The organism is Rhodohalobacter mucosus, assembly GCF_003150675.1.
GTDB lineage: Bacteria > Bacteroidota > Rhodothermia > Balneolales > Balneolaceae > Rhodohalobacter > Rhodohalobacter mucosus.
On record NZ_QGGB01000003.1, the window covers coordinates 95,743 to 112,734 of the forward strand.

A 16,992-nucleotide genomic window follows, 5' to 3' on the forward strand; every position below is an offset into this window, starting at 1 on the left:
ATGGTTGTTTCAATATTCAGAGGATAGACAGCGCCAAAGCTGCCTACCCCTAAGGAAAGTTATCGGCTGTGTAAAAATTTAGAAACTGGTTGATTCAAAAATGGCTTTCATCATCTTCTCATACGCGGGAGTAAGCGTTATTGACCTTCGTTCCATCATTCGGCTCATGGCTTCAACGGCTTTTTCAAAATGGTAGGGCACCATGTCGTGCCCGCTTACCCAGCTGAATGAGGGGACATGTTTGGGGGGGTACCCGTCGGAGAAAAGGTTGCAGCATACACCGCAAAGAGTGCCTGTATTCAGCATCGAGTTGATACCCGTTTTACTGTGGTCTCCCATGATGGTACCGATAAATTGCTGGCCCGTATCTGTATCACGGCCCGTTTTCCAGTCGGATACTTTCACGGAGCTGTAGTTGTTTTTGAGATTCGATGTGTTGGTGTCGGCACCCAGATTGCACCACTGGCCAAAAACGGAATTACCCGCATATCCGTCGTGCGCTTTGTTGGAGTATGAATGAAATATAGAATTCGATATTTCACCTCCTACCTTGCAAACGGGACCGATTGTCGTGTCTTCGTATATCCTGGCACCCATTTTTACAACCGACTTTTCACATATGGCAGAAGGGCCTCTAATGATGGAATTGGCCATGATATGCGCATTTTTTCCGATGTAGATCGGTCCGTTATCTGCCAGCAGCATGGCACCGGGCTCAATTTTCGCTCCCTCTTCGATGTAGATTCTGTCAGGATTCGTGAAAACCGTGTGCGGAAAGATATCCTCTTCTCCATAAGCAATTTTACCTGAGATGCTGATGTCGAACAAGATCTGCTCACCGTTCATCTGAAAGAGCTCCCAGATATTTTTTAGGATGACAAGCTCCGTTTCGTGAAGCTCCTGTTGTGCACCCTTGAACGAGTTCAGCTGTATGCCCTTCTTCATCCAAGAGCGATGTGTTTTAAGATCCACCAGGGCGGCGACCAGTATGCCTTCGTGAGTGATATATTCCATCATGTCCAGATCCCTAACTCTATCAGCTAAAACGGGTAACGGCACATATCTCGGATTAATCCAAAGTACGCCGTCCGGTTTGTTTTTAAGTTCAGGTTCCGGGAAAACCCCTTTTAAATGTTCGCGCAGGGGACCGCAAAAATCCCGGTCTGACTTCAGGGCATACGACCACTTTTCTGCCAGCGTAAAAACTCCCACGCGCAGATCGTACATCGGCCGGGTAAGCGTAAGGGGATGAAAATTATCCAGGAACTCATCTTCAAACAGGCAGTAATCAATATTCATTATTAGAAGATTCTTGATTTTTTATCGGTTCAGTATTTGTAATTTAACGCAGCTTGAGAATAACAATAAATAGGTACAAAAAAGAAAAGGTATTATGTGCGGAATTGTAGGGTACGTTGGTGACAGAGATGCAGGAGATGTACTTGTTAAAGGACTGAAGCGTCTGGAGTACAGAGGATACGACTCTGCAGGCGTTGCCATTTTGAATGGTCAAATGAGCATTCAGAAGGGCAAGGGAAAAGTGGTAAACCTTGAAAAATTAATAAAAGTTAACGGGGTAAAAGGGAATATCGGGATTGGCCACACCCGTTGGGCTACTCATGGCGAGCCGAATGATGTGAATTCTCATCCGCACCTGAGCGAATCGGGCAAAGTAGCCGTGGTCCATAACGGCATTATCGAAAATTACGGGTCTCTCAAGAAAAAATTATCCGATAACGGAAGAACGTTCAAAAGCCAGACCGACACCGAAATTATCGCCCAGCTGATCGAGGAGATCTATTCAAAATCAAAAGATATATCGTTTGAGCAGGCAATCCGCCTTACGCTCAAACAAATTGTTGGCACATACGGCCTTGCAATCGTGAATATTGAGGAGCCGGGTAAAATCTATATTGCCAGAAAAGGTTCACCGCTGCTGCTGGGCATCGGTGACAATGAGATGTTTATTGCATCCGATGCCTCGCCAATTGTAGAGTACACCAATAAAGTGGTTTATCTGGATGATGGCGAGATGGCGGTGGTTGACCGGAGCAGCTATGAGGTAAAAACCATTGAGGATGTGAGCCTCACCAAAGAGGTTCATGAACTGGCAATCAGCCTGGATGAGATTGAAAAAGCAGGATATCCACACTTTATGCTTAAGGAGATCTTCGAACAGCCGAAAGCGCTGGCGGACTGTCTCAGGGGCCGCATCAATCCCAAAAAGGGAACCGTACAGCTTGGCGGTGTTGCAGATGTAATGGATCAGATTGTAAAAGCGAACCGAATTGTCATCGCAGCATGCGGAACCAGCTGGCATTCAGCTCTTGTCGGTGAGTACCTGTTTGAGTACCTGGCAAAGGCTCCGGTTGAGGTTGAGTATGCTTCCGAATTCAGGTACCGGGATCCGCTGATTGGTGAAGGCGACGTACTTCTGGTTATTTCGCAAAGCGGTGAGACGGCAGATACGCTTGCAGCCCTCAGAGAGGCCAGGGAGCGCGGTGCATTGGTGCTGGGAATCTGTAATGTGGTAGGGTCCACCATCTCCCGTGAGACGGATGCGGGTGTATTTACCCATGCGGGACCCGAAATCGGTGTGGCATCAACCAAAGCTTTTACGGCACAGGTGGTGGTGCTGACCATGATGGCACTTGAGCTTGCAATGCGAAAGGGTACAATCACCAAAGAGAAAGCCAAAAAGTATATTAAAGAGCTCGATCAGATTCCGGGTAAGGTGGAGCAGATTCTGAAGGAGTGTGATGAAACAACCCGTGAAATGGCTCGCCTGTTTACTTACGCCCCTAACTTTCTCTATCTGGGCCGAAGCTATAATTTCCCGGTTGCACTCGAAGGGGCGCTTAAGCTTAAGGAGATCTCATACATACATGCAGAAGGATATCCCGCAGCCGAGATGAAACACGGCCCCATCGCTCTTATCGACGAGATGATGCCTGTGGTGGTAATTGCCGCCACCGATCACACAAACGACAAGATGATATCCAATATCGAAGAGGTGAAGGCTCGCAAAGGACGAATTATTTCGATCATGAATAAAGAGAACAGCGATGTGGAAGAACTCTCTGAATTCTCGATCTCGATTCCATCCACCTACGATTGTTTTTCTCCGCTTCTCACGGTTATTCCTTTGCAGCTGCTTTCTTATTACATTGCCGTGAACCGGGGCTGCAACGTAGATCAGCCCCGAAATCTCGCCAAAAGCGTTACCGTGGAGTAAAGTGCGGATCTGAAGGGTGGCCTGAAACGATCTTGCGGGATTGAACCGTTATAGGTGATATGAAAATCGCGATAAAAAATATGGTTTGCCCACGCTGCATCGAATCGGTTGCCGGTATCCTTGCAGACATGTCTATTCCCGTGGAGGAAGTAGATCTTGGCTTTGCCCATACAGCCCGAAAACTAACGGATAATGAGCTGCATCTTCTTGACCAGAAACTTCTTTCAAAAGGTTTTGAAAGGGTTGAAGATCGTGAATCGGAGCTTGTGAACCTGGTGCGGGCGATGTTGATCCGGTACATTGATCATGTTGAGAATTCCGAGAATCCCAATAAACTTTCGGTATTTATTTCAGAGCATACCAGCTACAACTACTCCTACCTTAGTAACGTCTTTTCCGATCAGACGGGTATCACCATCGAAACCTGCCTGATACGGCTGAAGATTGAGCGTGTGAAAGAACTACTGCATTTCAGAAAATGGACGCTGAGCGAAATAGCGTGGAAACTGAAATACAGCAGTGTGCAATATCTCTCCAACCAGTTTAAAAAAGTTACAGGCCAAACCGTTACTGAGTATCTCAGGGCCAACATATCGGGGCGCAAGGCTCTGGATCAGATTTAGCCAAAAATTTTACACAACTGGATTTCCTTACTGTAACCCCGGAAAGGAAAATCATCCTATCTTAAAGGCCGAAACCAGCTGGGATGAACGTGAGTCCCGGAATGTGACTCAAACTCGTTTCATGTCCCTGTTACCCACAATGATCACTACCCGGGAGAGGGGCGATCAGCGGTACTCATTATGACAGGCTAACGCTCGCATTTAATTGATAGAAAAGCATGAAAAAACGTATAACAATCGATGGCATGCACTGTGCAGGATGTGTGAACTCTGTTGAAAAGGCGATCCGGAAAGTTGATGGTGTACAGAACGTATCGGTACAGCTTACCACAGAGTCGGCGTCTATAGAATACGAAGGAGTTTTCCCTGCGGAGAAGGTTAAAAAGGCCGTCGAAAATGCCGGCTATGAACTTGCTGAAGATCCCGCCGTAAAAGAGGTTGCTTTCGATATTGAAGGAATGCACTGTGCTGGGTGCTCGGCTGCCGTTGAAAAAGCTGCGTTAAAAACAGAAGGGGTTACGGATGCAAATGTGAATCTTGCTACCAACAGGGCATTTATTAGCTTTGATCCCGGCCGGACTGACGCCGATGAAATTGCAAAGCGTATCGATGACGCCGGCTATTCTGTGGTTCGGCAAAAAAAAAAGAGAATAGGTTAGAGGAGAAGAGGGAAAGAGAGGAAAAGAAGCTCTCGGATGCGCGTTCCCGGTTGACCAGAAGCTGGTTTGTCACGCTGCCGCTGATGATCTGGATGTTCCTGGAGATGATATTTGGGATCCATCTGCTGCCATCCCTGGCCATGGAACTGATCATGATCGCGGGTGCCGGCTATGTGATTTTCGGCCCCGGCCTGCCAACCCTCAGGAGCGCTTTTCGTTCATCACTGAGCCTGACACCCAATATGGACGTGCTCATTGCGCTGGGTACCCTCGCGTCACTCGCTACCGGCCTGATCGTGGTTGGTTCGGAACTGGGCCTGATTGAATCCCGCTTTTACAGTTTTACCGGCATTGCAGCAATGATCATGGCCTTCCACCTTACCGGACGATACATTGAAACCAAGGCCCGGGGCCGCGCTTCGGAAGCCATCACTAAGCTTCTCACTCTTGAGGCTAAAACCGCGCGGGTTATCAGGAACGGTGCGGAGAGAGAGGTACCTGTAAATGAACTTACGGTTGGCGATGTGGTGATTGTAAGGCCGGGTGAAACGATACCGGTGGATGGCGTAGTGGTGGATGGCAGAGCTTCCGTAGACGAATCGATGATGACCGGTGAGCCGTTGCCCGTGGTGAGAAAAGAGGGAGATGAGGTAATCGGAGGTACAATAAATGCGGAAGGATCCGTACGGGTGCAAACTGCCAGGCTGGGAGAAGATACATTCCTGAACAGGGTCGTCAGACTGGTTGAAGATGCGCAGGCTTCAAGGGTGCCGATTCAGGATTTTGCCGACCGCATTACGGCAGTGTTTGTGCCCGTTATCCTGGTACTTTCACTTCTTACCTTTACGGTATGGGTGCTTTTCCCAGAATCGATGCGAACTCTACTGCTATTTGCCGAAGGCGCAATTCCATGGATCATAACCGACCTTGATCCGGCCAGCCAGGCCTTTTTTGCCGCACTCGCGGTGCTTGTGATAGCCTGTCCCTGTGCATTGGGTCTGGCCACTCCCACAGCACTGATGGTGGGAAGCGGCCTGGGTGCTGAAAACGGAATTCTGATACGAAAAGGGGAGGCTATACAAAGGCTCAGTGAAGTAACTGCATTTGTATTCGACAAAACAGGCACTCTTACGGAAGGGAAACCGGAAGTGGAGAAATGGGTCACAATCGAAGGGGATGAAAACCGGCTGAAAAAGCTCCTGGCCGCAGCTGAAAATTTCTCTGAACATCCAGTCAGCCGCGCAATCATTCGATACACGGGAACTGAACAGATGCCGGAAACAGACCAGTTCCAGTCGTTTACGGGAATGGGGGTGCAGGCCCTTGTTCAGAATAGCACCGTACTGGCAGGGAACGAAGACCTGATGAAGCAGTTCAATGTTGACCTTGATCGTGCCGTAAGTGATGAAGCCGATCGTCTGAAACAGAATGGATATACCACGATTATCATGGCTGTGGATAACTCTGTGAAAGCACTGATCGGAGTAAGGGATGCAATAAAAAAAGAGACGCCCGCGATGATATCATCGGTCAGGCAAATGGGGTATAAAACCATGATGCTGACCGGTGATCAGGAGAAAGCGGCACGACAAATAGCAAACGAAGCTGGAGTGGATGAGGTTATTGCCGGGGTAAAACCAGACCAGAAGGCATCCGTTATCCGCGATCTTAAAAAGAGCGGGAGCGTGGTCGCAATGGTTGGTGACGGAATCAATGACGCGCCTGCGCTCTCCGAAGCGGATGTGGGTATAGCGCTGGGAACAGGAACAGACATTGCCATTGAGGCTGGAAGCATCATTCTGGTAGACGGAAATCCGGCGGGAATCGTCCGTGCTATCACTCTCAGCAGAGAGACCTTTAAAAAAATACGTCAAAACCTTTTCTGGGCTTTTTTCTACAATGTTGTGATGATTCCGGTAGCCGTTATCGGATGGATGCATCCTGTTCTTGCAGAAATTGCAATGGCGTTAAGTTCAATAAATGTAGTGGGTAATTCGAGAAGACTGCAGAAGAAAAAATTGTGATCTTTTGTGGATAAAAGAGGTCCTTATTTTTTTCTTAAAAATGTTTGTAACAAAAATTTCCCTCCATCTTCTTTAGAAATAGAGATAATCAGTTGAGGAGACCGATATAATTATCCACAAAAAAAATGTGGATAACTTGATCTTTTCAGAAGAAATCCGTAAATGTGGGTCGCGTCTCTATTGGGTAAGTTGAATTGCTAAATAAACTCTCGTTCCAAAAAAATGAAAAACTGGAAAACACTACTATTTAAGGTTGCTCTTCTTGTGGTGATTGCTATCGTGGCATTTACCGGGTAAAATTAGAATTATCTGTTACGCTAAATTCTCATCACTATCCGTGATCTCCATTCACTACATTAACTGTACACTTTTCAACAAATTGACAGACTGTAATGAATGGAGATTCTTTTTTTTCCCGACATCCCGGCCTGGCTGAACAAATATCAAGACACCTCTTTAATGCGGTCGTTATTTATTCGTTTGAAAGCGGAGAGCCGGCCTCTGTCTACGCAAATCCCCTTTTTTACAAACTGACAGGAGCCTCTCCGGACGACATTATTGGCAAACCTCCCCAGCTGTCGTTCAATCACAGCCGTACACCATCCGATCGCTACCTGGATTTTATGAACCATGTTTTGGAAAGGAAACCTGTACATGGGGAACTTCAGCTGTTTACAGAAAATGAACAGTCTCTGTGGGTGACGGCCAGGTCGGTGCCTCTCACAACTCCAGGTCAGAATCCGCCGGCTCTTTTAGTTGTGCTCAACGATCTGACCCAACTCAAAAAAAAGGAGAGGGAACTGGAACAGGCTCAACGCACTGCAGATGAGTCAGCCCGGGTGAAAGAGAAGTTTCTCGCGAAAATGAGCCATGAGATGAGAACACCCATAAACGCAGTGCTTGGCATGGCGCAGCTGCTGGAAGATACACCGCTGAACCAAAAACAAAAAGAGTTTGTCGAGGAGCTTCGCCTCTCTTCCGAGAATCTGCTTGCTATGGTGAATGATATTCTGGAATTCAATATGATTGACTCAGGCGGGCTGCAGCTCAATCACCGGCCATTCAATATCAGAAAACAGCTGCAGCTTCTTGTGGATAAACTCACAGAAAGAGCAAAAGAGAAAGGACTGTCAATGGAGCTGGTGATTTCTGAAAAGGCTCCTGAAAAAGTCGGCGGCGATCCGGTTCGGCTGAGTCAGATTCTTATGAACCTCATAGCCAATGCAATCAAGTTCACCAAATACGGAGGGGTGAAGGTACTCGTGCGCTCCGAAGAACATTCCAATGAAAAAGTGCTCATTGAAATTAAAGTGAAGGATACGGGCATCGGCATCTCACCGGAACTGATGAGCAACATTTTTGAAAACTTTCCGCGGGCATCGGGTATCACCAATTATACATACGGAACTACAGGCCTGGGGCTCTCCCTTGCCAATGAGCTTACTCGGTATATGGGAGGGAAACTGGATGTGGAGAGTGTGGTTGGAACCGGATCGGTATTTACAGTATCCATTCCATTCGAGAAAATCGGTAAAACCAAAGAAAGCGGGGAAGCGGAACCTTCCCGCAATAAAACGGATGATGATAAAAGTCTGGAAGGAAAGCGCATCCTGGTGGTGGATGACTACATGGTGAACCGCAGGATTGTAAAAGGCATGCTTGAAAAAGAGGGGTGCAGCGTTGACCAGGCCGCAGACGGTGAAACCGGATTGAAAATGATCCGTGAAGGCGAATACGATATCGTTTTTATGGATGTACAGATGCAGGGCATGGACGGGCTGGATGTAACGCGTAAAGTTCGTGAGGAGGAGGCTGAAAGCGGCAGGCACCTGCCCATCGTGGCAATCACAGCCTCCGTACTCGATAAGGATATCATCGCTTGCAGGGAGGCAGGCATGGATCATTTTATCGGGAAACCGTTTAACAAGAACGATCTGATTGAAGCTGTAAAGACAGACTATTCCTCAGAGACTACGGCCAAAAAGACAAGCCCTCCCGAAACAGAAACAGATTCAGAAACAGATATTGAAGACCGGATAAACCTCTCGGTACTCTCGGAAATGGCGGGCGGCAACCGGGAGATGATGGACGATATGATCGACCTGTTTAAAACACAGACACCTGAATTGCTGAGGAAAGCTGATGATGAAATAAGACAGGGTGAATTTCTGGCTGCCGGTAAAACGGTACATACCCTTAAACCTACTTTCACCTACATGGGGCTTGATCGTGCCTTTAATCTGTCTGCAGAGATAGAACGCCTTGCTGCGGATCATGATGAGAATGAAGAGGTTGATGCAGATACATTCAGGGAAAAATTCGCAGAGCTGAAAACAGGAATAGAGAATGCCCTGAGCAAGATCGGATCCTGATTACTATTTGGGCATTGATACCCGGATCATTTCAACATGGGGTATGCCGTCCAGTATATACTCATCGCCGTCCGCCTCAAACCCAAGGGATTCATAGAACGTCAGAAGATAAGTTTGAGCTTCAATCCTGATTGTATTTTGGCCTGATTTCTCAGCAATACCGATTGCCCGCTCTACCAGTTCTTTTCCAATACCGCGGTTCCTGTATGATGACGAAACGGCTATTCTTCCGATTGATAATTCCGGATACTTGACTCCGGGGGGGACCAGCCTTGCACACCCTATAACCGTATCTGCCTCGGATAAAACAAGCTGAGAAGAGTGCTGATCCAGGTTGTCGATGTCTTCGTATATACAATCCTGCTCAATAATAAACACATCCTGGCGAAGCTTCAGCAGCCCGTATAAAATATGCGGGGGGATTTTATCAAAAGCCTCATAATAGACCCACTTCATGCGCAACGATAACTTTTTTCTGTTAATTTCGTACTGCGTGGAAATGTAACGAAATCCCGCTTCTATGTTAAAAGTACTTCTCATCAATTCCGTCGTTATCTTTTTTGCAGCCTATCTGCTTGAAGGCGTTAAAATGAAAAATTTTCTTACCGCCATAGGGGTTGCAGTGCTCCTGGGACTCATAAATATGTTCATCAAACCACTGATCGTCTTCATCACACTGCCTCTCACAATTCTTACACTGGGCCTTTTTATTCTGGTTATCAATGCCTGGGTTCTGATGCTTATCGATAAACTTGTTGACGGGCTGGAAATTAAAAGCTTCTGGTGGGCCGTTGGCTACAGCCTTCTCATATCCATTCTCAATTCCATTCTGCTGAAAGTTTTCTGATAGTCGTACCCTGAGCGGAATAATGTGTATTGTATTCGATTGAGTTGTGCTGATTTGTTATTTTAACGAAGCTTACAACCTGTTTCCGCAGACTATTTAAAAACCCGTATCTACAGAATGATCACAAAAACAGTAAAAGTACTGAATGAATCAGGTCTGCACGCCCGCCCTGCTTCGAAACTTGTGAAAACAGCTTCAGGTTTTGAATCTGATTTTTTCATTAAGATGTACGGTTACAAGGTTAACGGAAAGAGCATCCTGGGGGTGATGACGCTGGCAGCAGAATATGGTGCGGAGATGGAGCTCATTTTTGACGGGCCGGATGAAGATGAGGCGCTGGAAGCTATAAACCGCCTTTTCGATTGTAAATTTGAATCAAATTCAAAATGAGCAACTCACACAGAACCGTACACATGAAGGGTACACCGGCTTCTTACGGGGTCGGAATTGGTTCTGCATGGATTCTCGAGGAAAAAAAGGTATCCGTACGCCCTAACAGAATTCTCGATAACGAGGTTAAGGAAAACCTGGAACGGTTTGAACGAGCAGTGGAGGAGCTTCTGGAGGAATATTCCGAGATGCGCGATTCAACCTCAGGTGATGCAGCCGATATACTTGAAGCGCAGATCCAGACTCTCAAAGATCCCGAACTGCATAAGCTGATCCGGAGGAAAATCAGCGAAAATCATTTTGAAGCTGTTTATGCCATCTTCAGCTCGTTCAACGATTATGTGCAAATGATCGAATCGGTTGGTGTATCCTGGACCGACGACCGCACCATCGACATTGTGACCATCCGGGATCAGCTGATCGCTGCCCTGCGAAAAAAACGTAAGGAGCTTTCCGTTCCGCAGGGTGCCGTAGTGTTTGCCAATGAGCTGTCGCCGACCGTGTTGATAGAGCTTACCCGAACAAATATTTCAGGAATCGTTCTGCACAAAGCCGGACTAACGTCACATGCGGTTATCTTGTCGCAGTCGATGGGGATTCCATGCGTTGTAGGGGTAAACTGGAAGGCTCTCAATATTTCCGGCAATTGTGAGGTTTTAATTGATGGTGAAACGGGAGAAGTTGTATTTCATCCGAGTGATGCAGAGAAAAAGGAATTCATTACCCGAAAGAAAAAAGAGAAGAAAAGGGTCAAAGAGCTTCTAAAAGCTGCCGCTTTGCCCCATGAAACCGGATGCGGTTCATCCTTTACGCTGCGCGCCAACGTGGAATTTCTGGAAGAATTACCGCGGATCAGCAAGCACGGTGCAAAGGGAGTGGGGCTTCTCAGAACCGAGACGCTGTTGTTTCAGCGAAATTTTGAAGTTCCTGCCCAGATCGAATTTTATGAAAAGGTACTGCAGGCATCGGGCACCGATCCGGTAACCATACGCCTGTTTGATGCGGGCGGCGACAAACTGCTTGAAGAGGCAGAAGAAGAGCCTAATCCGTTTCTTGGCTGGCGCGGTATCCGCCTTTTGCTCCATCAGCGAAAACTGTTGCGCAACCAGATAGAAGCCATCTGCCGGGTTTCAGGCAACTATCCGGGAAGGGTGAGCATACTCGTGCCTATGGTCACTGATTTGAATGAGATCACCCGGGTGAAGGAAAAAGTGTCGAAGATCATAGCGGAACTCAAATCCGATGGTGCGGATGTGGATGAAGAAATGAAGGTGGGGATTATGGTTGAAGTGCCTGCTGTTGCGCTGATGGCTGAGGAAATTGCACCCTTCGTAGATTTCTTCAGCATCGGAACAAACGACCTTACGCAATATACCCTGGCAGTTGACAGGGGTAACGACAGAATTTCTGAGCTTTTTGAGCCGTTTCATCCGGCTGTATGGAAGCTGATCCGCATGACGATGAAAGGAGCCGAAAAGCATGGGATTCCTGTATCCGTCTGTGGGGAATCGGCTTCAATTCCGGGCGCCGCCGCAGCCTTCATAGGACTCGGGATTACAGACTTGAGTATGACAACCAATGCGCTTCTCCCCGTAAAAGAACTTCTTTGCAGCCGGTCTCTGCAAGAGATGAAGGAGCTGGGCGTGAGGGTGGCAGCATCCCGAAGCACGGATGAGGTAAAAGAACTGTTTCAGCAATTCACGGAAAAAGGAACTGTTAAATAACAGTAAATCTAAGTCAATTCACCCGCACTCTCTGCCATCTTAATCCGGGAAACGATTCCATAGTTTAACAGAAAAAGGTAGTGTTAACTTTAAATTAACTTAGTTAACAGTAAATTGGACATAAGCAGAATTAATCAGTTGATAATCAATGTATAGCTAAATAGTTTGTAGTAAAACCTCAAACCAGGCAAACGCGTTATGATCAAGCAGCAATTCACACCCAAGAGAACCGTATGTAAAGTAACATTCTCCATCCCGGAAGAATGGGCAAACTCCAGCGCCGAGATTGTTGGAGATTTTAATGAGTGGCAAACAGGCGCCGATTCACTCACAAAAAACAAAAATCGCTGGGAAACAACTCTTCGCCTGAAACCCGGTACCGAATACCGGTTTCGATATCTGCTGGATGGAGAGAGATGGGAGAATGATGATGCGGCAGATGCGTATATTCCAAACGAGTATGGAAGTGACGATTCTGTTGTGAGAACCGGAACATAATCCGATGAAACAACCTTTTGATGTGGATTTATTGAATAGCAGGCTCAGCTCATCCTGGCTTGGCCGCAAATTTATTCACATGGATCAGGTTGAATCGACCAACTCTTATCTGAAAAAACTGCCGGGCGACAAGCTTGTTCACGGTACCGTGCTTCATACCGATCACCAAACGGGCGGCAGGGGGCAGTATAAGCGAATATGGCACTCAGGTCCTAACCAGAATCTGACCTTTACCATCGCTTTCAGGCCGTCTCATGCAGACCGGGTTCCGCTTCTTACACTTGCCTGTGCCCATGCAGTCTCTGAGGCGCTCAGTGGCTTCAGCAACGAGCCGGTACTGATTAAGTGGCCGAATGATCTCATTGCAGGCGGTAAAAAGCTGGGTGGGATTCTTACAGAATGCATTTTTTTGGGAAACAAACCGGATCGCATTTTGATTGGATTGGGCCTCAATATCTTCAAGGAAGGCTATGAGGGTGTTAGCCCGGAGCAGGCAGTGTGCCTGGAAGAACTGAACGATGAATCTGCCGAGCTCAAAAGGGAAGAGATTCTCGCAAAGTGCCTGAAGGCTATAGAGAAAGCCTATTTGCAATGGGAGAAGCAGGACCCGCAGCTTCACAACACGGTCAGCAGGAGGTTGATTGGCTATGGGCAGTGGGTTCGCATTGCCATTAACGGCCGGCCTGAGGACGGACGATTTAAATTTTTGGGAGTAAACAGAGAAGGTGAGCTTACAGCCTTGAATGAGGAGCTGGATGTGAATACATTTAAGCATGGGCAAGTTCGAATCCTCACCGGTAACGAAGACGTTTCTTAGTGCACACCAAAAGTTCCTGACAAAGGAAAACAGAATCATAGTGGGTGTAAGCGGAGGGCCTGACTCTATGGCACTTCTCTACCTGCTTCATCGAACCGATACCGATTCCGTAGCTGTACACTGCAATTATGGTTTGCGGGGAAAGGATTCTGACAAAGACCAGGAACTGGTTGAAGAGATGTGCAAGCTGTGGGAAATAGAGTGTGTTGCAGTCAGGCCCGAGATTGACAAAAACTCCGGCAACTTTCAGAATAAAGCCAGGGATGAGCGCTACAGAATTTTTGAAGAGTTAAAGAGCGAGTACGGAGCCGACTACATTGCAACCGCTCATCACAGGGACGATCAGGTAGAAACCATCCTGCAGAAACTACTCAGGGGAGCGGGTATGGGATCGTGGAAAGCGATGAGCCCCCTGGACGGTGAGTTTTTCAGGCCACTGCTGGATATACCGAAATCAGAAATTTTGAATTTTGTCCAGCTGATGAATGTGCCGTTTCGGATGGATGGCTCGAATGAAGAGTCGACCTATGCAAGAAACTTTCTGCGTCACGCTTGGTTCCCCGATCTGAGCCGGCTTTTCCCCGGATGGAAAGAGAACCTGCTTAGATTGCCCGATCGTGCTGATGAATATACAGCTATGGCAGACACCATTCTTGCAGGCTGCCTGAACGGTACAACCCGGCTCAACCGTGATAGATTTTTGAGTCTGCCGGATACCATACGGCAGGGAATAATGCACAGGTTTCTCGAAAAATCGATCGATGGTCTGAGTGTATCCGCTGCATTTCTAAATACCCTGAATACGCTCGATTCCCTCCAGACAGGAAACCGAATCAGTATAAACGAACGGTACGATCTACTTCGGGACAGAGATGAATTTGTGCTCAGCGATACAGAAACGGCAGAATCTTCTTTTCAGAAGGTGGTTATACAGCAAAACCATCTTCAAAAAATATTCAGGGCAAATGGACTGATTCTGAGAATTGAAAACTTTAACGGCTCTTTCGATAACCGCTCCCTGAAGCTGGATAGTGAGAAGGTTGCATTTCCGGTTACGCTGCGCCGCTGGAAGGAGGGAGACCAGTTTACACCGCTGGGAATGGACGGAACCCAACGTATTTCGGATCATCTTACCAACAGAAAAATATCATCTGCTGAGAAATCGGATGCGTTTGTATTAGAATCGTTTGATGGGGTGATTGTTGCCGTTATATTTCCGCACTCTGCAGCAGACGGGCAGATAGGCACAATTTCCGAGCAGGTCAGATGCAGCGACAATACCCAAACCACAGTTACAATCAGAAAATCATAGACAAACGCATGGAGCTTTATCATCCTGAAACCGTTCATGTAAACGGCCAAGAGTTCAGGGTTTATCTCACCCACGAGGAGATACAGCAGCGAATCAGACAGATCGGCAATGAACTCAGTAAAACCTTCCATGATAAAAAACCCATTTTTATCGGGATACTGAACGGATCGTATATTTTTCTGGCAGACCTCATGCGCTATGTAAGCATACCCTGTGAGGTTGATTTTCTGAAACTGAGCAGCTACGGAGATGAAAAAGTATCATCCGGGGAGGTGCAGGAACTGAAAGATATTGACGCGGAAGTGAAGGGGCGACATGTAATACTGGTAGAGGATATCATCGATACCGGCCTCTCCATGAACTATCTGATCGACAAGCTGAAGCGCATGGGCCCTGCATCCCTCACTGTTGTAACACTGCTGCATAAAGCGGAGGCCACGGTGCATGATGTGCAGATCGATCATGTGGCATTCCGTGTCCCTAACCTCTTTGTGATTGGTTATGGGCTCGACTACGCACAGGAAGGCCGTAATCTTGCACAGATCTATATTCCCGCGGGTGCGCCGGATGAAAACGGCGATGCAGCGGATGAGATATAAAGCGGATTTTATGCAACTAACTGTTGCATAGGCGGGGAAAAGGTCCCTATATTTAATGCTCTTTGACAGATGGTCTGCACGACCAGATAAATCGACCCGGAGAGATGGCTGAGTGGTCGAAAGCGCTCCCCTGCTAAGGGAGTATACCCCCTTAAAGGGTATCGAGGGTTCGAATCCCTCTCTCTCCGCTTCTACAATTTTGCAGGTCGTTCCCGGCCTGCGGCAATCTCTGCTAAAGGATGCCGGCTGAAAAGCCGTCATCCTTTTTTTATAATGTATTGTTACCCGTCAATGCCTCTTGCTTAATGCGGGCTTTATACTGATAGACTCATGTTTGATCTCATTCCCGAAGCATACGTTCCGCTTTTTATCTTTTTCGCACGCATTCTGGATGTAAGCACAGGCACGCTTCGCATTATGTTTGTCTCAAAAGGAATGAAAGGAAAATCCACGATACTGGGTTTCATCGAGGTATTGATATGGATCGTTATCGTGGCACAGATTTTTCAGAATCTGAATAACTGGATGAACTATGTGGCTTTCGCCGGTGGATTTGCGGCAGGCACCTATATCGGTATGTACATCGAGGAGAAGATGAAAATGGGTGTGCAGATTTTCCGCATTATTGTAAACCGGGAGAGTTCAGGCCTGGCCGAAGTGTTGAAAAGTGCTGATTTTCGGGTTACAACCATCGATGGGGAGGGAAAATACGGGCCGGTAAAGGTGCTGTTTACAATTGCGAAGCGCAAACGATGGCATGAACTCGCAGATCTTGTAAATGAACATGCACCCAACGCTTTTTATTCGGTAGAGGATGTGAAGCACGTTTCAATGATGGATGAGGAGATGCAGCCCTATAAACAGGATCTGATTACACGGATGCTTAAACTGAAGAAAAGCATCTGACATCTGCCTCTATCTCTATTCTGAATCTTCATCCAGCCATGCAACGCGCTGACTGGATGTATGGGGAGATGTCATCACCTCCCGGTACAGATCTGTTCGTCGTGCGTTCTTATAGCGGTAACCTCCAGCCTGATTAAGCTTGTCGGTTGTTGCTTCCGCCAGAATCATGTCGTCGCCCAGTTCCGTGCATTCAGCAAGTATGTCACCAAATGGATCCAGGATCATCGAACAACCGTTTTTGAGCTGATCGTGATCCATGCCAATCGGGTTTGTAAACACAACGTAGGCGGCATTGTCATAGGCCCTGGATGGGAGCCACTTCATGAGCCATTCACGTCCTTTCAATCCGTTAAACTCTGCCCTGAGAGAGGTTGGGTCTGTTTTTCGGTTTTTCCATAATGCCGGATCCACGAAGCCTGCACCCGGACGCGTGGATGGCGTACACATGGTTACATGAGGCATGAATATTATATCGGCACCCAGCAGATTGGTGGCCCGTACGTTCTCCGGGATATTATTGTCGTAACAGATCAGAATTCCGCAGGTCCATCCGTTCAGCTCAAAAAGGGTGTAGGAGTTGCCGGCGCTGAGATCCGGGTGGATGAACGGGTGCAGCTTTCGGTGAGAGGCAACCGGCCCGTTTTTATCTGCGCAGACGTAGGTATTGTAGATCCGGTTCTCATCATCCCGTTCAAATAAGCCGGCCAGGATCGTGATCCCGTTCTTTTTGGATAACTCTGAAAGGCGTCTGATGGACGGTCCGCCGTCGACGGGTTCGGCCAGCTCCAGCATCTCATTCCTGTTCAGCGTGCGCGCAACCGTGTATCCGGTAATACAGCATTCATGAAAGGCAATTGTATCGGCACCTGCAGTTGCCGCTTCAGCGCTCATGGCATCAATAACGCCAAGATTATACTCTTTGTCGAGGCTCCGGTGTTCAAACTGGGCTGCAGCTATTTTGAAGGGCTTCATTGGAAATAAAAAAG

16 protein-coding genes and 1 tRNA gene are annotated in these 16,992 nt (G+C 47.5%); 14 read left to right on the forward strand and 3 right to left on the reverse strand.

The genetic code is table 11. The annotated features are described in order from the left end of the window. Positions 1 to 78: 78 nt before the first annotated feature. Positions 79 to 1,299 (reverse strand): putative sugar nucleotidyl transferase, encoded by a 1,221-nt coding sequence (locus tag DDZ15_RS03575; protein ID WP_109644965.1) that lies wholly within the window; start codon positions 1,297 to 1,299, stop codon positions 79 to 81. A 94-nt stretch (positions 1,300 to 1,393) separates the two neighbouring features. Between DDZ15_RS03575 and glmS the strand changes: the two genes are divergently transcribed. The 5 genes from glmS (at position 1,394) to DDZ15_RS03600 (ending at position 8,913) form a co-directional block, all read left to right on the forward strand. Beyond that, positions 1,394 to 3,235: a glutamine--fructose-6-phosphate transaminase (isomerizing) gene (gene glmS / locus DDZ15_RS03580; protein ID WP_109644967.1), complete on the forward strand. Its 1,842-nt coding sequence runs from the start codon at positions 1,394 to 1,396 to the stop codon at positions 3,233 to 3,235. A gap of 59 nt (positions 3,236 to 3,294) precedes the next feature. Further along, positions 3,295 to 3,858 carry a helix-turn-helix domain-containing protein gene (locus DDZ15_RS03585; protein ID WP_109644969.1) on the forward strand — a complete coding sequence of 188 codons (564 nt, stop codon included), beginning with the start codon at positions 3,295 to 3,297 and terminating at the stop codon, positions 3,856 to 3,858. Between the two features lie 218 nt (positions 3,859 to 4,076). Beyond that, positions 4,077 to 4,517, forward strand: coding sequence for a heavy-metal-associated domain-containing protein (locus tag DDZ15_RS03590; protein WP_109644971.1), 441 nt, complete (start codon positions 4,077 to 4,079; stop codon positions 4,515 to 4,517). 50 nt (positions 4,518 to 4,567) lie between these two features. Beyond that, on the forward strand, positions 4,568 to 6,541 hold the full coding sequence (locus tag DDZ15_RS03595) for a copper-translocating P-type ATPase (RefSeq protein WP_109644973.1): 1,974 nt from the start codon (positions 4,568 to 4,570) through the stop codon (positions 6,539 to 6,541). 392 nt (positions 6,542 to 6,933) lie between these two features. Continuing rightward, positions 6,934 to 8,913, forward strand: coding sequence for a PAS domain-containing hybrid sensor histidine kinase/response regulator (locus tag DDZ15_RS03600; RefSeq protein ID WP_109644975.1), 1,980 nt, complete (start codon positions 6,934 to 6,936; stop codon positions 8,911 to 8,913). A 3-nt stretch (positions 8,914 to 8,916) separates the two neighbouring features. Here the strand turns inward: DDZ15_RS03600 and DDZ15_RS03605 are convergent, their stop codons facing one another. Continuing rightward, positions 8,917 to 9,453, reverse strand: a complete 537-nt coding sequence (locus DDZ15_RS03605; protein WP_199222870.1) for a GNAT family N-acetyltransferase — start codon at positions 9,451 to 9,453, stop codon at positions 8,917 to 8,919. On the opposite strand from DDZ15_RS03605, the gene DDZ15_RS03610 reads away from it, so the two are divergent. The 9 genes from DDZ15_RS03610 to DDZ15_RS03650 all read left to right on the forward strand — a co-directional run bounded on the left by DDZ15_RS03610 (position 9,434) and on the right by DDZ15_RS03650 (position 16,006). Next, a complete protein-coding gene (locus DDZ15_RS03610; RefSeq protein ID WP_109644977.1) occupies positions 9,434 to 9,760 on the forward strand; it encodes a phage holin family protein in 327 nt (108 codons plus the stop codon). The two genes, DDZ15_RS03605 and DDZ15_RS03610, sit on opposite strands and share 20 nt — an antisense overlap. A 117-nt stretch (positions 9,761 to 9,877) precedes the next feature. Then, a complete protein-coding gene (locus DDZ15_RS03615) occupies positions 9,878 to 10,150 on the forward strand; it encodes an HPr family phosphocarrier protein (protein ID WP_109644979.1) in 273 nt (90 codons plus the stop codon). Beyond that, a complete protein-coding gene (gene ptsP, locus DDZ15_RS03620; RefSeq protein WP_109644981.1) occupies positions 10,147 to 11,874 on the forward strand; it encodes a phosphoenolpyruvate--protein phosphotransferase in 1,728 nt (575 codons plus the stop codon). Before DDZ15_RS03615 ends, ptsP begins: the two co-directional genes overlap by 4 nt. 198 nt (positions 11,875 to 12,072) lie before the next feature. Continuing rightward, positions 12,073 to 12,372 (forward strand): isoamylase early set domain-containing protein, encoded by a 300-nt coding sequence (locus tag DDZ15_RS03625; protein WP_109644983.1) that lies wholly within the window; start codon positions 12,073 to 12,075, stop codon positions 12,370 to 12,372. Between the two features lie 4 nt (positions 12,373 to 12,376). Continuing rightward, on the forward strand, positions 12,377 to 13,189 hold the full coding sequence (locus DDZ15_RS03630) for a biotin--[acetyl-CoA-carboxylase] ligase (RefSeq protein ID WP_109644985.1): 813 nt from the start codon (positions 12,377 to 12,379) through the stop codon (positions 13,187 to 13,189). Next, entirely contained in the window at positions 13,146 to 14,501 is a 1,356-nt protein-coding gene (tilS, locus tag DDZ15_RS03635) for a tRNA lysidine(34) synthetase TilS (RefSeq protein WP_109644989.1), read from the forward strand. The genes DDZ15_RS03630 and tilS overlap by 44 nt, the downstream gene beginning before the upstream one ends. After that, complete coding sequence (gene hpt / locus DDZ15_RS03640; protein ID WP_242978864.1) at positions 14,456 to 15,100, forward strand: hypoxanthine phosphoribosyltransferase; 645 nt, start codon at positions 14,456 to 14,458, stop codon at positions 15,098 to 15,100. The genes tilS and hpt overlap by 46 nt, the downstream gene beginning before the upstream one ends. A gap of 98 nt (positions 15,101 to 15,198) precedes the next feature. Then, positions 15,199 to 15,288, forward strand: a tRNA-Ser gene (locus tag DDZ15_RS03645). Positions 15,289 to 15,430: 142 nt separating this feature from the next. Next, positions 15,431 to 16,006 (forward strand): DUF2179 domain-containing protein, encoded by a 576-nt coding sequence (locus DDZ15_RS03650; protein ID WP_109644993.1) that lies wholly within the window; start codon positions 15,431 to 15,433, stop codon positions 16,004 to 16,006. 15 nt (positions 16,007 to 16,021) lie between these two features. Here the strand turns inward: DDZ15_RS03650 and DDZ15_RS03655 are convergent, their stop codons facing one another. Then, the gene (locus DDZ15_RS03655; protein ID WP_109644995.1) at positions 16,022 to 16,978 is read right to left on the reverse strand and encodes a nitrilase family protein; all 957 of its coding nucleotides are present in this window, start codon (positions 16,976 to 16,978) and stop codon (positions 16,022 to 16,024) included. Between the last annotated feature and the right edge of the window lie 14 nt (positions 16,979 to 16,992).

Coding starts and splice junctions, on each gene's coding strand:
- DDZ15_RS03575 (WP_109644965.1), bottom strand. CDS start 1,299: ATGAATATTGATTACTGCCTGTTTGAAGATGAGTTCCTGGATAATTTT.
- glmS (WP_109644967.1), top strand. CDS start 1,394: ATGTGCGGAATTGTAGGGTACGTTGGTGACAGAGATGCAGGAGATGTA.
- DDZ15_RS03585 (WP_109644969.1), top strand. CDS start 3,295: ATGAAAATCGCGATAAAAAATATGGTTTGCCCACGCTGCATCGAATCG.
- DDZ15_RS03590 (WP_109644971.1), top strand. CDS start 4,077: ATGAAAAAACGTATAACAATCGATGGCATGCACTGTGCAGGATGTGTG.
- DDZ15_RS03600 (WP_109644975.1), top strand. CDS start 6,934: ATGAATGGAGATTCTTTTTTTTCCCGACATCCCGGCCTGGCTGAACAA.
- DDZ15_RS03610 (WP_109644977.1), top strand. CDS start 9,434: ATGTTAAAAGTACTTCTCATCAATTCCGTCGTTATCTTTTTTGCAGCC.
- DDZ15_RS03605 (WP_199222870.1), bottom strand. CDS start 9,453: ATGAGAAGTACTTTTAACATAGAAGCGGGATTTCGTTACATTTCCACG.
- DDZ15_RS03615 (WP_109644979.1), top strand. CDS start 9,878: ATGATCACAAAAACAGTAAAAGTACTGAATGAATCAGGTCTGCACGCC.
- ptsP (WP_109644981.1), top strand. CDS start 10,147: ATGAGCAACTCACACAGAACCGTACACATGAAGGGTACACCGGCTTCT.
- DDZ15_RS03625 (WP_109644983.1), top strand. CDS start 12,073: ATGATCAAGCAGCAATTCACACCCAAGAGAACCGTATGTAAAGTAACA.
- DDZ15_RS03630 (WP_109644985.1), top strand. CDS start 12,377: ATGAAACAACCTTTTGATGTGGATTTATTGAATAGCAGGCTCAGCTCA.
- tilS (WP_109644989.1), top strand. CDS start 13,146: ATGGGCAAGTTCGAATCCTCACCGGTAACGAAGACGTTTCTTAGTGCA.
- hpt (WP_242978864.1), top strand. CDS start 14,456: ATGCAGCGACAATACCCAAACCACAGTTACAATCAGAAAATCATAGAC.
- DDZ15_RS03650 (WP_109644993.1), top strand. CDS start 15,431: ATGTTTGATCTCATTCCCGAAGCATACGTTCCGCTTTTTATCTTTTTC.
- DDZ15_RS03655 (WP_109644995.1), bottom strand. CDS start 16,978: ATGAAGCCCTTCAAAATAGCTGCAGCCCAGTTTGAACACCGGAGCCTC.